A 14,403-nucleotide genomic window follows, 5' to 3' on the forward strand; every position below is an offset into this window, starting at 1 on the left:
GCCAGGTTCAGCCGAGATCGCGCAACGCGTCCTCGACCACCTTGCGCTGCTCGGCCGTAAGCGGCGCCTGCGGCGGCACGGGGTCGCCGACGTCGTAGCCCTGGATCGCGAGCCCGGCCTTGATGCAGGCCGCGAGGTTGAAGCGGGCGAACGCCTCGTTGATGCGCCAGAGCTTGCGCTGCAGGGCCATCGCCTCGTCCCAGCGGGCGCGGCGGCAGAGATTGTAGAGCTCGACGCTCTGCCGCGGGATGATGCAGGCCGGGCCGGCCATCCAGCCATGGCCGCCGATCAGCATCACCGCGGCCGGAATATGGGCGGAAGCCGAGAACACCTTCAGGCTGTCGCCGCAGCGGTTCATGATCGACAGCAGCCGGCCGGTGTTGGTCGAAGCGTCCTTGATGTAGCCGATGCGCGGATGCGCGGCGAGCCGCGCGATGACGTCGAGCGTGAGGTCGGCGCGCTGGAAATTCGGATTGGTGTAGATCACGACCGGAATGTCGACGGCGTCGGCGATGGCGCGGAAATAGGATTCCACCTGGGCGTCACTGAGCGGAAAATACGCCTCCATGATCGCGAGAATGCCGGCAGCACCGCGCTTCTGATAGGCCTTGGCTTGCGCCACCGCATCCGCCGTCGAGGTCGAGGCGACGCCGGCCACCACGGGCACGCGGCCCTGCGCGGCCTCGATCGTGGTCGCCACCACCTGCATGCGCTGCGCATTGTTGAGATAGGCGAATTCGCCGGTCGAGCCGAGCGGCGTCAGCCCGTGGACGCCGGCCTTGACCAGATCGTCGCAGAGCCGGCCCAGCACCTCGGTGCGGACATGGCCGGCGGGATCGACCGGGGACACCAGATACGGAAAGACGCCGTGAAAATCAGCCATTTGCGAGCCTCGTTGACGGCGAGACATAATCGGGATCGTGCGCAAAGGGAAGCGGCTCGCCGTTGCGCAGGGCGCCGAGCACCGCTGCAAAGTCGGTTACCGCGCGGAAACCGAGCAGCCGTTCGGCCTTGCTCGCGTCGTAGATCCGGCCGATCGAATGCGGCAGGTGCCAGCCCCGGCGCGCGAACAGCGCCGCCGCATCGGGGAACGTGCGCGCGATCACGCCGGCCGCGTCCGTCTTCAGGTCAGCGACGTCGCTGCGCGCAAACGGCGTCGGCGCGCTGACCACGAAGACCTCGAAGCCACGGATCTTCTCCAGCGCCACGACATGGGCGTCGGCGGCATCCTCGACGGTGAGACGGCGATACAGCAGCTCGGTCGCCTTCAGGTTCTCGCCATGGATGTCGCGGATGGTGTCGTCGTCCTCGGGGAAGAAACGGCTGGTGCGCAGCACCGCGCAGTTCAGCCCATGCTCGCGGCTGTACAGCCGGCACAACCCCTCGGCGGCGAGTTTTGTAACGCCGTAGATGTTGCGCGGCTCGAGTGGCCCCGAGCTCTCGTCGAGCCACACCGCCGAGTGACCTTCATCGTCGCGGATCGCCTGCGAGATCATCAGCGATGTCGTCGAGGTGAAGACGAAACGGTCGTGGCCGGCGGCGGCCGCCGCCTGCAGCAGATTGAACGTGCCTGACACGTTGACGTCGACAAAGGCCTGCGGCGAGAACCGCGCGATGTCAGGCTTGTGCAGCGCGCCGCCATGGATCACAGCCTCGATGCCGTGATCGCCGAACACCCGATCGACCACCGATCGGTCGGCCACGGAGCCGATCACATTGGTCGCCTCGCCCGCAACGACGTCGAGGCCAGTCACGTCATGGCCGGCCTGTCGAAGCCGCGGCGCGAGGAAGCGGCCGAGCCAGCCGGAGGAGCCGGTCAACAATACGCGCATGAATTCCGCCGGCCCCTGCCTCAGAACACCTTGGCGATCGCGGCCTGCGCGTCGCCCTGGATCTGTTTCAGATGATCCGGCCCGCGGAAGCTCTCGGCGTAGATCTTGTAGACATCCTCGGTGCCGGAAGGACGCGCGGCAAACCAGCCGGCCTCGCTCTCGACCTTGATGCCGCCGAACGGCTGATCGTTGCCCGGCGCCTTGGTCCTGACCGCGCGCACGGGATCGCCGGCGAGCTCGGTCATGTTGAGCTGCTCGGGCCCGAGCGCCTTCAGCGCGTTCTTCTGCTTCGGCGTCGCCGCAACATCGATCCGCTCGTAATAGGGAACACCCAATTCGGCCGTCAGCTCGTTGAACAATTCACTGGGATCACGACCGGTCCTGGCGATGATCTCCGCCGCCAGCAGGCCGAGGATGATGCCGTCCTTGTCCGTGGTCCACGCCGAGCCGTCGCGCTTCAGGAACGACGCGCCGGCGCTTTCCTCACCGGCGAAGCCGAAGGTGCCGCTGCCGAGCCCTTCGACGAACCATTTGAAGCCGACCGGTGTCTCGACCAGCTTGCGACCGAGCTTCTTCGCTACGCGATCGATGATCGAGCTCGACACGATGGTCTTGCCGATCGCGGCGTCCTTGCTCCATTGCGGCCGGTGCGCGAACAGATAGGCGATCGCGGTGGCGAGGAAGTGGTTCGGGTTCATCAGCCCGTTCGAGCGGGTCACGATGCCGTGGCGGTCGGCATCGGTATCGTTGGCAAAGGCGACGTCGAACCGGTCGCGCATCCCGATCAGGCTCGCCATCGCGTAAGGCGACGAGCAGTCCATCCGGATCTTGCCGTCCCAGTCCGCGGTCATGAAGCGGAAGGTCGGATCGACCGCATTGTTGACCACGGTGGCGTTGATGCCGTAGCGCGCGATGATCGGCTGCCAGTAATGCACCGCCGCGCCGCCGAGCGGATCGATGCCGATCTTGACGCCGGCGGTCTTGATCAGCGCCAGATCGACGGTGTTGCCGAGATCGGCAACGTAGGGCGTGATGTAGTCGTGCAGATGCGTGGTCGCGGCCTTGCGCGCGCGATCAAACGGCATTCGCGCGACGCCCTTGAGGCCGGCCTCGATATAGCGGTTGGCGTTCTTCTCGACCACGGCGGTGACGTCGGTGTCGGCCGGGCCGCCATGCGGCGGATTGTATTTGTAGCCGCCATCCTCCGGCGGATTGTGTGACGGCGTGATGACGACGCCGTCGGCAAGCCCGGTGCTGCGGCCCTTGTTGTAGCTCAGGATGGCGTGCGAGATCACCGGCGTCGGAGTGTAGCCACCCTGCGCGTCGATCATGATCTCGACGCCGTTGGCCGCGAACACTTCCACCGCGCTGGCCAGCGCCGGCTCGGCGAGCGCATGGGTATCGATACCGATGAACAGCGGCCCGGTGAGGCCCTTCTCACGCCGGTAGTCGCAGATCGCCTGGGTAGTGGCGAGGATATGGTCCTCGTTGAAGGAATTCTTCAGCGAGGAGCCGCGATGGCCCGAGGTGCCGAAGGCAACCCGTTGGGTGGGATCGCTGGCGTCGGGCTTGCCGGCAAAATAGGCCATGACCAGCCGCGGCACATTGGCAAGCGCGGCGGGATCGATGGGTTTGCCGGCGGCAGGATTTGGTGCAGTCACGTGACCTCTCAGATCTGGTATCGCCGACCATCAGCACAACGAGTGATACTCATTGCGTAACATCCTGGCGTGCTACCATGGTGGCTTACGTTCAATCAAGCCGAGGGCATTTCGTTCCGTGCCGTCAGCGGCAATCCGCTATTCGACGTCGATCTGCTGCACCTTCTCGCGCAGTTCGTCGACCAGCACCCGCTTGTTCTCGGTATAGTCGATCGGCACCACCACGAGATGCACGCCGCCGCCGGAGAAGGCCCGCTCGAGGGTCGGGACGATCGCCTCCGTACTCTCGATCCGCGAACCCTTGGCGCCATAGCTTTCCGCATATTTGACGAAATCCGGATTGCCGAAGGTCAGGCCGAAATCCGGGAAGTTGTCGACCGCCTGCTTCCAGCGGATCATGCCGTAGGCAGAATCCTCCAGGATCAGGATCACCAGGTTGAGCTTGAGTCGGACCGCGGTCTCCATCTCCTGCGAGTTCATCATGAAGCCGCCGTCGCCGCAGACCGCGAGCACGCGGTTCTTCGGATACAGCATCGCCGCCATCATCGCCGACGGCAGGCCGGCGCCCATGGTGGCGAGTGCGTTGTCCAGCAGCAGCGAGTTCGCGAGCAGCGTGCGGTAGTTGCGCGCGAACCAGATCTTGTACATGCCGTTGTCGAGCGCGACGATGCCGTCCTCGGGAATGACCTGCCGCACATCGTGCACGATGCGCTGCGGCGTCGGCGGCCAACGGCCTTCGGTGGCGCGATCGGTGATCCTCGCCAGGATTCCCTCGCGCAGGCTGAGCAGCGCGCTGGCAGACGGCAGCTTTCCCGCGACCCGGTCGGCCAGCAATTCGAGGCTCGGCCCGACGTCGCCGATCACCTCGCATTGCGGGAAGTAGACCTGCTCGACATTCGCTGCCGTGTAGCTGACATGGATCACCTGCGGCCCCTTCGGCCCCATGATGAACGGCGGCTTCTCGATCGTGTCGTGACCGATCGCGATGATCAGGTCGGCGCGGTCGATCGCCTCATGCACATAGTCGCGCTCGCTCAGCGCGGCCGTCCCCATATATTGATTGGTGCCGCCGGATACCGTGCCCTTGCCCATCTGGGTGGTGAAGAACGGAATCTTGGTGCGCCGCACGAAGTCGCCGATCCCCGCGGTACTACGCGGCCGTGATGCCGCCGCGCCGAGCATGATCAGCGGACGCTGCGCCTTCAAAATCATGTCGGCGGCGCGGTCGAGGGCGGCCGCATGCGCGATCGGAATTTCGATCGGATGAGGCGGCACGATCTCGACCGGCGCGATCTCCTCGCGTGCGATATCCTCCGGCAGTTCGAGCAGCACCGGCCCCGGCCGCTCCTGCGTCGCGATCCGGAAGGCATCACGGACCAGCGTCGGAATGGTCGCGCCGCTGACGATCTGCAGCGACAACTTGGTCAGCGGACGGAAGGTGTTGACGATGTCGACGATCTGGAACTTGGCCTGCCGGCTGCTCAAGATGCCCTTTTGTCCCGTCAGCATCACCATCGGCATCGCGCCGAGCAGCGCATAGGCCGCGCCGGTGGTCAGGTTGAGCGCCCCCGGACCGAGCGTCGTCATGCAGACGCCGGGCTTTCCGGTCAAGCGGCCATAGGTCGCCGCCATGAACGCCGCCGCCTGCTCGTGGCGGGTCACGATCAGCTTGATCGAGGATTTGCGCAGGCTCTCGACGACGTCGAGATTCTCCTCGCCGGGAACGCCGAACACCCGTTCCACGCCCTCATTCTCGAGGGCCGCGACCAGCAAATCGGAACCTTTGACCATGTCAGCCTCGCATCGTTGATTGCATGCCGCGCACGGAGCATAGCCGCATCGCGCGCCGCCGGAAACTCTCTTGCGATCTCACGGCTTGTGCGCCCTGATCCAGGCGTCGGCGGCGGGGAGCACACGCGCGGCGAGATCGGCCGAGATCGCGATCGCCTGCAAGGAGCGCGCCACCATCACCCGCCCGCCGCTGGTGGACTGTGACGGGGCGAACGCGGCCAGCTCTGCCGCGTGGGCTTGATCGGTAAAATTGGTCATGAAGTTCGGCACGAACTGGTCGCGGAAGCTCGGCCCCTGCTTGACCAGCAAGGTATCGAAATTCGCCTGGACGAAGTCCCAGGCAAGCTGCGGCTGTTCGCCTGCGGATGCAACCGCGTTGATCATCCCGGTGACGATCGTGTCGGGCAATTCGTTGGTCAGCGTCAACGCCAGCGTTGCGCGCGCCAGCTCCGTATCGCGGGCGCTGGCCGCGGCGAAATAATAGCGCAGCCGCTCATTGGTCGCCGTGCTGTTGCGAGCGAGCGCCAGCAGTCTGTCATAGGTTGCCCGATCGGCTGTGATGCCGGCAACATGGGTGACCGCATCACGCAGCGTGGTCGGCAGTGAGTTGGGATCATCGCGGAACGCCGCAAAGCGCCGCTTCGCCTCGGCGACGATTGCCGCGTCGCCGAGGTCGCCAAGCGCCGAGATCAGGCTCGCGCGCAGCAGCGCGGTGTCACCGTCGCCCGAGCCGCCGCCGTCCCATCCGATCCGATCGAACACCGGGCGCAGCCTGGCGCGGGCATAGGCCTGGATCACCGGCCGCTCGCTGCGGTCGCGCGACAGCCGGTTGAGCGCAGCAAATGTCGAGATCACCTGATCCCACACCGCGCGATGGTCGCCGGCATCGAGCGCGTCGAGCAGCGCAAGATAGGATGGCGCTTCAGTACGCCCGGCCTGCACCAACGCCCAGCTGTCGGTGACGATATTGAGCCGGTCAACGACCTGCATGTGCGGGAAGGCGTTCAGCAGTGCGGCACGGTTCTTCGGGCCGTACTCGACCCTGAAGTAACCGACGTCGCCGAGATTGACCTTGATCGCATCGCCGCAGGCGCCGGCGGGGATATCGGCATTATCCTTCAGCAAGATCTCGTCAAACGGCTTGCCTTGCGCCGGCCCGACCGCAACCGGGATCTGCCAGCTGTGGGCCGGCAGCGGCGGATCGTTGGCCGGCGCGATCACGAAACGGTCCTGCCGCAACGTCAGGCGTTGCGCGGCACCATCGCAGGCCGTCTCGGCCACCACCAGCGGCACGCCATCCTGCTCGGTGAATGAGGCGGCGATGCCGGTGATCGGCTTGCCGCCGGACGTCTCGAGCGCCTGCCAGAGATCGGCGGTGGTGGAATTGCTGTAGGCATGCGCGGCCATGTACTTGCGGATACCATCGCGGAACGCCTGCTCACCGAGATAGGTCTCGAGCATGCGGATCAGCGCCTGGCCCTTGTTGTAGGTGATGGCATCGAACGCCGTGACCGCTTCGCTGTGATCGGCGATCGGCTGCTGCACCGGATGCGAGGTGCGGCGCGCATCGAGCGCCATGGCAAACTGCTTCGCACTGTTGCCGTTCAGCCAGCTCCGCCATTGCGGATAGAACTGCTCCGAGGCCTTGGTCGCCATCCAGCTGGCAAAGCCCTCGTTGAGCCAGAGATTGTCCCACCACGCCATGGTGACGAGATCGCCGAACCACATATGCGCCATCTCGTGCGCGATGATGGCGAAGATGCCGCGCTTGGCGGTCTCCGCATTGGTTGCGGGATCGAACAGCAGCCGGCTCTCGAAGAAGGTGATGCCGCCCCAGTTCTCCATCGCGCCGCCGAACCCGCCGGGAACGGCGATCAAATCGAGCTTCGGCAGCGGATATTTCACGCCGAAATAGTCGTTGTAATAGCCGAGCAGCTTCACTGCGCTGTCGAGCGCGAACCGGCCCTGCCCGCTCTTGCCCTCCGTCGTCACCACGCCGATGGTGACGCCGCCGGCATCCGCCGTGACTCGCTCGAGCTCGCCGACCGTGAGCACGAACAGATAGCTCGACATCTTCGGTGTCGGCGCGAACGTGACCTTCTTGAGATCGCCGGCGACCGGCGCCTCGCTCGCGATGGGCATGTTGCCGACCGCGAGCAGATTGCGCGGGATCACGACGGTCAGCGCGAAGCTCGCCTTGAACGACGGCTCGTCCCAGCACGGAAAGATCCGCCTTGCATCGGCCGGCTCAAGCTTGCTGGAGATCAGCCGCTTGATCCCGGTCGGGGTGGGATAATCGACCGCAAACAGCCCGGTGCCGAATTTGTTGATCTGCGCCGTGAAGGCGATGCGGAGCTTGTGCCGGCCCACCGCAAGCGGCCTGGCGAAGGTCAGCGTCGCGGTCTGCGCGGTGGCGTCGGTCGTCACCTCCGCGCGTTGCGCACCATCATCGATCGCAGCCTCGGCGAACGTCGTGTTGATCGCGTTCAGCGTCAATTGCGCCGTAGACTGACGCACCTCGATGTCGACGGTCTCCACGCCCGGCAGCGCCAGGCTCGTGATATCAGGCGTCAGCTCGATCGCGTAGCTCAACGGGACAACCGTCTTCGGCAGCTTTCCGGGTGTGCTGTCGAACGAAAATGTCTGCTCTGCCTGCGCGCCTGCGGCCGTCGCCAGCAGCAAGCCGATTGCCGCGGCAAGACGGCGCAGCAGCGCGGTTCGGACATGGGTCGCAGGCTTGTTCATCGCGCAGCTCACCGGGATCTCGGGATTTTTGGATGTCATTGCGGAAGGACGTAGCAGGCAATCTAGTAGAGAACATGTCGCCATAAAACTGACAACTCCGCGACATCTGACATCGCAACGGTTCGCACCGATTGGTGCGCCGCTCGCTACCGCGCCTCGACCTCTTCCCCTTGTTGCTCAACGGCAGGGTGGAAGGTTAACCTACGGCTGGCATTCCAGCCGCAGCGTCCGGCCACGGGAGACAATAATGTTCGGTAAGTTCTCGCGCCGGCAGTTTGCGGGCCTTGCAGGCCTCTCGGCGCTCGGCCTGTCGGCCCCGGGTCAGGCCGCAAGCCACGCTCCGCGGCCTGACGGCGCGAACTTTCCGGCCGGCTTCGTCTGGGGCACCGCGACCTCGTCCTACCAGGTCGAAGGCGCGGTCAATGAGGATGGCCGCGGCCCGTCGATCTGGGACACATTCACCCACACATCGGGCAAGATCGAGGACGGTTCTACCGGCGACCGCGCCAACGACCACTATCACCGCTACAAGGACGATATCCGCCTCATCAAGGAGCTCGGCGCCAAAGCCTATCGCTTTTCGATCGCCTGGCCGCGGGTGTTTCCCGATGGCACCGGCACGCCGAATCCGAAGGGCCTCGACTTCTACAACCGCCTGGTCGACGAGCTGCTCGCGAACGGCATCGAGCCTTACGCCACGCTCTATCACTGGGACCTGCCGCAGGCATTGCAGGACCGCGTCGGCGGCTGGCGCTCACGGGACACGTCGAAGGCGTTCGGCGACTACGCCGGCTATGTGGCGCAGCGGTTGACCGACCGGGTGAAGAACATCTTCACCCTCAACGAGGTCGGGCGTTTCCTCCCCTTCGGCTATGCGCTCGGCGTCGACGCGCCGGGCCTGACGCTACCGCCGGCCGAGGTGAACCAGGCGCGCCACCATGTCGCGCTGGCGCACGGGCTCGCGGTGCAGGCGATCCGCGCCAAGGGCCGCCCCGGCACGCGGGTCGGCCCCGCCGAAAACATCACCGCCTGCGTGCCCGCGGTCAACACGCCGGAGAACATCCGCGCCACCGAGATCGCGACGCGCGAGCTCAATGCGGGCTTCCTCGGCGTCGTGCTCGAAGGCAAGTACACCGAGGGCTTCCTGCAATATGCCGGCGCCGACGCGCCCAAATTCACCGCCGAGGAACTGAAGATCATCGCACAGCCCAACGATTTCGTCGGGCTCAACATCTACGCGCCGCACTGCTATGTCCTCGCCACCGACCAAGCCCCCGGCTGGAAGCCGCTGCCGATGCCGGGCTCGTTCCCGCACATGAGTTCGGATTGGCTGCGCATCGCGCCGGAGACGATCTACTGGGCGCCGCGGATTGCCGCCAAGCTCTGGAACATCAAGAGCATCTATATCAGCGAGAACGGCACCTCCGGCGAGGACAAGGTGCAGCCGGACGGGCAAATCTACGACCTCGACCGCATCATGTTCCTGCGCAACTACCTCGCCCAATTGCAGCGCGCGACCGCCGACGGTGTTCCGGTCCACGGCTATTTCCTGTGGAGCCTGATGGACAATTTCGAATGGATCTTCGGCTACGCAAAGCGCTTCGGCCTGTACCGGGTGGATTTCGAGACCCAGGCGCGGGTGCCGAAACTGAGCGCGGCGTTCTATCGCGACGTGATCGCGCGCAACGCCATCGGGGTTTGATCTATCCGGCCTGCGGCCGTGCGCCCGACCACGCGCGCCGGAGCAGATCGCTGATGCCGCGCTCCTCGATCGGCCGCGGATTCCAGTAAGGATTCCTGGTGGCGAGTGCGGCCGCCCTCGCGATGCCGTCTTCGGGCATGCCGATCTCGGCGAGCGAGCGCGGCGCGCCGAGCCTTGCCGACAGATCGAACAGGCCGTCGGCCGCATCAGCGACCCCGAGCGCCCGCGCGGCGCGGCCGATCGCATCGCGCGCAGCCGGCGTGTTGTAGGCGATGGTATGCGGCAGCAGCACCGCATGGGTTTCAGCATGCGGCAGGTCGAACAGCGCGCCGACGGTGTGGCAGAGCTTGTGGTGCAGCGCCATGCCGACGGTGCCGAGACAGACCGCGCACAGCCATGCGCCGTAGAGGGCATCCGAACGCGCGTCGAGATCGCGCGGCCGCGCGATCACGTCCGGCAGCGATGAGGCGAGTTTCGCAATCGCCTCTTCCGCCATCAGCGAGGTGATCGGATTGCCGTCCCGCGCATACAGCGCCTCGGCCGCATGCGCGATCGCGTTGAGGCCTGATATCGCCGAGAATTTTGCGGGCATCGAGATCGTCAGGTTGACGTCGTAGATCACGGCCTCGGGCAGGATCTTGGGCGAGGACTGCGTGGTCTTGACACCGTCCACGGTCTCGCCGAGCACGGGCGTCATCTCGGAGCCGGCATAGCTGGTCGGCACGATCAGTTGCGGCAGGTCGGTACGCAGCGCGATCGCCTTGCTGAGACCGGTCGCGGCACCCGCGCCGATCGCAACCACGCCATCGGGCTTCAACTCGCCGACCATCTGCATCGCACGTTCGGTCACTGCGACCGGCGTGTGCACGACAGCGCCGTCGAACGCGCCAGCCATGCGGCCGCCGGTCAAGCCCGAGAGATCGCCGAGCTCGGCCTGCTGCCGCCGGCTCGCCAGCACCAGCGTACGCCTGACGCCGAGTCGATCGAGCTCGTCCGCCAGCTGCGCGACGGTGCCGACCCCGAACACGACCCGCATCGGGCTGATCTGGTAGGTGAAGTTCTGCGCCATGGCGATTTCCAGAACGGTTGGTCAGCCGCGGCGCCAGTCGCGCGGCGTGCAGCCGAAGCGATGCCTGAAGCGCCGGGTGAAATGCGACAGGTCGGAGAAGCCCCAGTCGAACGCGATGTCGCCGATCGCGCGCCCGGCGGTCGCGGGATCCTTCAGGTCGCGCGCCGCACCGTCGAGGCGGCGGTCCATCACGTAGCTCGCGAATGTCGTCCCGGCGCGCTCGAACAGTTTGTGGACATAGCGCTCGCTGATGCCGATCGCGGCGGCGATGGCGGCAACAGCGAGCCCGGGCTCGCGCAGCCTGCGGTCGACGGCGCGGCGCAGTGCGAGCCAGGTTGCATCGGCAAGACCCGCGCTCTCGGCAACGCCCGCGCGACCGGACCGCGACAGGCTGAGCGCGACCAGGTCGAGCAGCACGCCGAACAGCCGGGCATTGTCCGTATCGGACGCCCGGAGCGCCGAATTGTTCAGCACTTGTGCCGTCTCGGCGATGAGATGGCCGACGAACGGATCATCGGAGACCCGCGCCGGTGCGACCTCCGGGGCCGACGGCAGCCGTTCATCGAGCGCCTCGGCCGGCACCCAGAACGAGGCGACCTGCAGCGCGGGGCCGCGGTCGTGCAGCAGCGCGAAGCGCTGTCCGCTGTCGAAGATGCCAACCTGTCCCGGCGACAGGCTGATCTCGCGTCCCGCCTGATGGATGCGGCAGCGGCCGGCGAGCTTCAGATTGAGGTAGTAGCAGCGCCGGCTGGACGCGGCGATGTCGGCGGCCGAGCGTCGCACGACATGCTCGGGGAAGCTGACCCGGTTGACCGCACCGTCGCCGAGCCCGACGGTCTCGACCCGCGCGATGAAGCCCGGCGTCGCCGGCGGCTCCGGCGTCAGGTTCATGAAGGCCTGGCAGATCGCCTCGCGATAATAGGCGAACTGCTCGCCCGGCCGTGTGTCCGCGGTATTCCAGCTCAGCCTGCGCGAGCGATCCGCGGCGGCGATTTGCTGCATCAGTTCACTCCGAGTCCAGTCCGGTTCGGTTACAGCCAAGCGCGTTCCATAGCCTCGGGTCAATATCCATCAGGAACCGCATGACGTCAGCGCGTATCCCCGGCCGTCCGAACCGCGCAATCGAACTAACCAAACCACACAGGGAGGTACAACATGTCGACCTATGTTCTCGTCCATGGCGCCTGGCATACCGGCGCCGAGTTTGAGCCGGTTGCGGCTGCCATCCGCAAGGCCGGCCATGTCGTCCACACCCCGACCATCAAGGGCAACCGCCCTGGCGATCGCAAGGACTCCGGCCTTGCCGAGGCCATCCAGTCAATCGTGGACTATCTCGCCGAGCACAATCTGAATGACATCGTGCTGGTCGGCCACAGCTATGGCGGCATGGTCATCACGGGTGTTGCCGACGCCGCCGCCAATCGCATCCGCCGGCTGGTGTACTGGAATGCGTTCGTGCCGAACAATGGCGAAAGCCTCAACGACATGGTGCCGCCGCACTATGTCGGCCTGTTCGATGCCATCTATGCCGAGCGCGGCGACGGCTCGGTGGTGTTGCCGTTCCCGATCTGGCGCGAGGCCTTCATTAACGACGCCGATCTCGATACGGCGCAGCGGGCCTATGACCAGCTCAACCCGCATCCGCTCAAGACCTTTCAGGACAAGATCGCGCTGCGCAGCAATCCGGCCGAGATGCCGATCGCAAAATCCTACGTCAACTGCACCGAGGATACCGCGATGCCGCACGGCCTGCCCTGGCACCCGCGGCTGTCGGAGAAGCTCGGGCTGTTCCGCCTGGTCCAGGTGCCGGGCAGCCATGAGCTGTGCTTCTCCAATCCCGAGCGCCTGGCGCAAGCCTTCCTCGACGCCGGCCGCGACTGAACCACATCGGCACGAGAGCGGCTGCACCTCTCCCCAACGGGGAGAGGTCGGTTTGCGTAGCAAATCGGGTGAGGGGCCGCAGCTCCAACGAGAGACCGCAACCCCTCACCCGGCGCTGCGCGCCGACCTCTCCCAAGGGAGAGGCAAACCTGCGATGCCGCATCAGCCCGACCCAATCTCATCACGCTTTAGGCCACCGCCTTGTACTCCGGCGCGGTCGCAAGGAAGCGCGCATAGGCGTCCGCGTCTGGCGGCGTAAACTTTTCGACGAGCGGGTTGCGGCGCGACGCCTTGGTGCCGATGTCCGCCAGCAGCTCGTCGAAATGCTTGAAGTGATACGGCGCGACGCACAGGCCGCCATAGACGCCCGCCGCCGGCCGCTCGACGCGCTTGAAGTTCAGCATCATCGCGATGTTGTCATGCATCTCGGTCGCGCTCGGCTGCCGCGCGAGCTGGCCGTCGGCGTAGCGCACCAGCCAGTTCGCCGCGAGATCGGCGCACAGCACGGTGCAGAAGCTCGAATTGAAGCCGACAAAGCCCATGTCGGGCAGATCCGGGTTCGCGATCAGCCGATAGAGCCGATATTGCCCGTCGGGCTCGACCAGCTTGTTCTGATACTCCTTAGGGAGGAACGGCACGCCGAGCTTGTAGCCGATCGCGAGCACCGCGACGTCCGCTGCGACACGCTGGCCGCCGCTCATCACGATGGTCTTGCCGTCATAGTGATCGAAGGTGCCCTGCACCGCCTTGATCCGGCCATCGGCAACCATCGGATAGAAGCCGGGGGTCGCGATCGGCACCGAGCAGTTGACGCCGTCCTCGATCCGCTCCTTCGGCACCATGCCGCATTGCTTCAGCTTGAGCTGCATCTTCAGCATGCTCTCGAGCCCCCGCCAGTTCGCCCAGACGAACGGCTTTGCGACGACATGCGCGAGGCGCGCCATCGGGCCGATGCCCCAGCTCGCGAACATCTGCTCCTGCGCGCGGATGTAGAGGATGCGCTTGAAGTTGACGAGACCGCCGACGAAATAGGGAATCCGCCAGACCGGTTCGCGAAACACGATGGTGACTTCGCTGGCGCCGGAATTGACCGCATTCACCGCGATGTCGGTCGCCGATTTCGAGCCGCCGAGCACGACCACCTTGCGGCCCTTGGCGAGATCGGGGTCGCCGTATTGCGACGAATGCAGGATCTGGCCGCCCTGCGCCTTGAAGCCGTCCTCGCCGGGCAGCGGCAGCGACTTTGGCTCGTTGAATTGCCCGGTACAGACCGCGACGAAGTCGAAATCCTCATGGCCGGTCGCGCCGTCGGTCGCGCGCAGCGCGAGCGTCCAGCCCGGTCTGCCGTCGGCGCGGCGCATCATGCTCTCGACCCTGGTGTCGAACCGCATCGCACCGTCGAGCCCATGACTGCGGGCATAGTCACGCAGATAAGCATGGACCTGCGGACCCTTCGGCCATTCCGGATAGGATTCCGGCATCGCCTTGTCGGTGTAGCGATAGAGCTCCTTCGGGCTCTGGGTCTGCACGTCGGGATAGGAGCGCGCCGGCTCCCAGACCCCGCCGAGATCGCCGCTGCGCTCGATGATGGTCACCTTGTGACCGCGACCGGCAAAGGCCTTGCCGGCGGCGAGCCCGGAAATGCCGGCGCCGATGACGCACACATGCTTCTGCTTGACCATGAAACGTCTCCGCGATGAATGAACAGGTGCAATTTCGTAA

General features: G+C 65.8%; 10 protein-coding genes. 2 read left to right on the plus strand and 8 right to left on the minus strand.

The genetic code is table 11. The features are described 5' to 3' along the window. Positions 1 to 7 precede the first annotated feature (7 nt). From HU230_RS24630 to HU230_RS24650, 5 genes are all read right to left on the minus strand, one after another. Positions 8 to 883, minus strand: a complete 876-nt coding sequence (locus HU230_RS24630) for a dihydrodipicolinate synthase family protein (RefSeq protein ID WP_176529470.1) — start codon at positions 881 to 883, stop codon at positions 8 to 10. Then, positions 876 to 1,832 carry an NAD-dependent epimerase/dehydratase family protein gene (locus HU230_RS24635; protein WP_176529469.1) on the minus strand — a complete coding sequence of 319 codons (957 nt, stop codon included), beginning with the start codon at positions 1,830 to 1,832 and terminating at the stop codon, positions 876 to 878. The genes HU230_RS24630 and HU230_RS24635 overlap by 8 nt, the downstream gene beginning before the upstream one ends. A gap of 20 nt (positions 1,833 to 1,852) precedes the next feature. Then, entirely contained in the window at positions 1,853 to 3,493 is a 1,641-nt protein-coding gene (pgm, locus tag HU230_RS24640) for a phosphoglucomutase (alpha-D-glucose-1,6-bisphosphate-dependent) (protein WP_176529468.1), read from the minus strand. Positions 3,494 to 3,631: 138 nt separating this feature from the next. Continuing rightward, on the minus strand, positions 3,632 to 5,284 hold the full coding sequence (locus HU230_RS24645; protein WP_173638333.1) for an acetolactate synthase large subunit: 1,653 nt from the start codon (positions 5,282 to 5,284) through the stop codon (positions 3,632 to 3,634). A 78-nt stretch (positions 5,285 to 5,362) separates the two neighbouring features. Then, complete coding sequence (locus tag HU230_RS24650) at positions 5,363 to 8,029, minus strand: M1 family metallopeptidase (protein ID WP_176529467.1); 2,667 nt, start codon at positions 8,027 to 8,029, stop codon at positions 5,363 to 5,365. Positions 8,030 to 8,276: 247 nt separating this feature from the next. Between HU230_RS24650 and HU230_RS24655 the strand changes: the two genes are divergently transcribed. Next, positions 8,277 to 9,731 carry a GH1 family beta-glucosidase gene (locus HU230_RS24655; RefSeq protein ID WP_176529466.1) on the plus strand — a complete coding sequence of 485 codons (1,455 nt, stop codon included), beginning with the start codon at positions 8,277 to 8,279 and terminating at the stop codon, positions 9,729 to 9,731. 1 nt (position 9,732) lies between these two features. Here HU230_RS24655 and HU230_RS24660 read toward each other — a convergent pair whose 3' ends face one another. Beyond that, positions 9,733 to 10,800: a maleylacetate reductase gene (locus tag HU230_RS24660; RefSeq protein WP_176529465.1), complete on the minus strand. Its 1,068-nt coding sequence runs from the start codon at positions 10,798 to 10,800 to the stop codon at positions 9,733 to 9,735. Between the two features lie 21 nt (positions 10,801 to 10,821). Next, on the minus strand, positions 10,822 to 11,802 hold the full coding sequence (locus HU230_RS24665) for a helix-turn-helix domain-containing protein (RefSeq protein ID WP_176529464.1): 981 nt from the start codon (positions 11,800 to 11,802) through the stop codon (positions 10,822 to 10,824). Between the two features lie 153 nt (positions 11,803 to 11,955). Between HU230_RS24665 and HU230_RS24670 the strand changes: the two genes are divergently transcribed. Beyond that, positions 11,956 to 12,681: an alpha/beta hydrolase gene (locus HU230_RS24670; protein ID WP_176529463.1), complete on the plus strand. Its 726-nt coding sequence runs from the start codon at positions 11,956 to 11,958 to the stop codon at positions 12,679 to 12,681. A 188-nt stretch (positions 12,682 to 12,869) separates the two neighbouring features. Here HU230_RS24670 and HU230_RS24675 read toward each other — a convergent pair whose 3' ends face one another. Continuing rightward, a complete protein-coding gene (locus tag HU230_RS24675) occupies positions 12,870 to 14,363 on the minus strand; it encodes a flavin-containing monooxygenase (protein ID WP_176529462.1) in 1,494 nt (497 codons plus the stop codon). Between the last annotated feature and the right edge of the window lie 40 nt (positions 14,364 to 14,403).

The sequence above is a fragment of the Bradyrhizobium quebecense genome, assembly GCF_013373795.3.
Lineage (GTDB): Bacteria > Pseudomonadota > Alphaproteobacteria > Rhizobiales > Xanthobacteraceae > Bradyrhizobium > Bradyrhizobium quebecense.

Bases quoted from the DNA above. Each gene is read 5' to 3' on its own strand.
- HU230_RS24630 (WP_176529470.1), bottom strand. From the start codon at position 883: ATGGCTGATTTTCACGGCGTCTTTCCGTATCTGGTGTCCCCGGTCGAT.
- HU230_RS24635 (WP_176529469.1), bottom strand. From the start codon at position 1,832: ATGCGCGTATTGTTGACCGGCTCCTCCGGCTGGCTCGGCCGCTTCCTC.
- HU230_RS24645 (WP_173638333.1), bottom strand. From the start codon at position 5,284: ATGGTCAAAGGTTCCGATTTGCTGGTCGCGGCCCTCGAGAATGAGGGC.
- HU230_RS24650 (WP_176529467.1), bottom strand. From the start codon at position 8,029: ATGAACAAGCCTGCGACCCATGTCCGAACCGCGCTGCTGCGCCGTCTT.
- HU230_RS24655 (WP_176529466.1), top strand. From the start codon at position 8,277: ATGTTCGGTAAGTTCTCGCGCCGGCAGTTTGCGGGCCTTGCAGGCCTC.
- HU230_RS24660 (WP_176529465.1), bottom strand. From the start codon at position 10,800: ATGGCGCAGAACTTCACCTACCAGATCAGCCCGATGCGGGTCGTGTTC.
- HU230_RS24665 (WP_176529464.1), bottom strand. From the start codon at position 11,802: ATGCAGCAAATCGCCGCCGCGGATCGCTCGCGCAGGCTGAGCTGGAAT.
- HU230_RS24670 (WP_176529463.1), top strand. From the start codon at position 11,956: ATGTCGACCTATGTTCTCGTCCATGGCGCCTGGCATACCGGCGCCGAG.
- HU230_RS24675 (WP_176529462.1), bottom strand. From the start codon at position 14,363: ATGGTCAAGCAGAAGCATGTGTGCGTCATCGGCGCCGGCATTTCCGGG.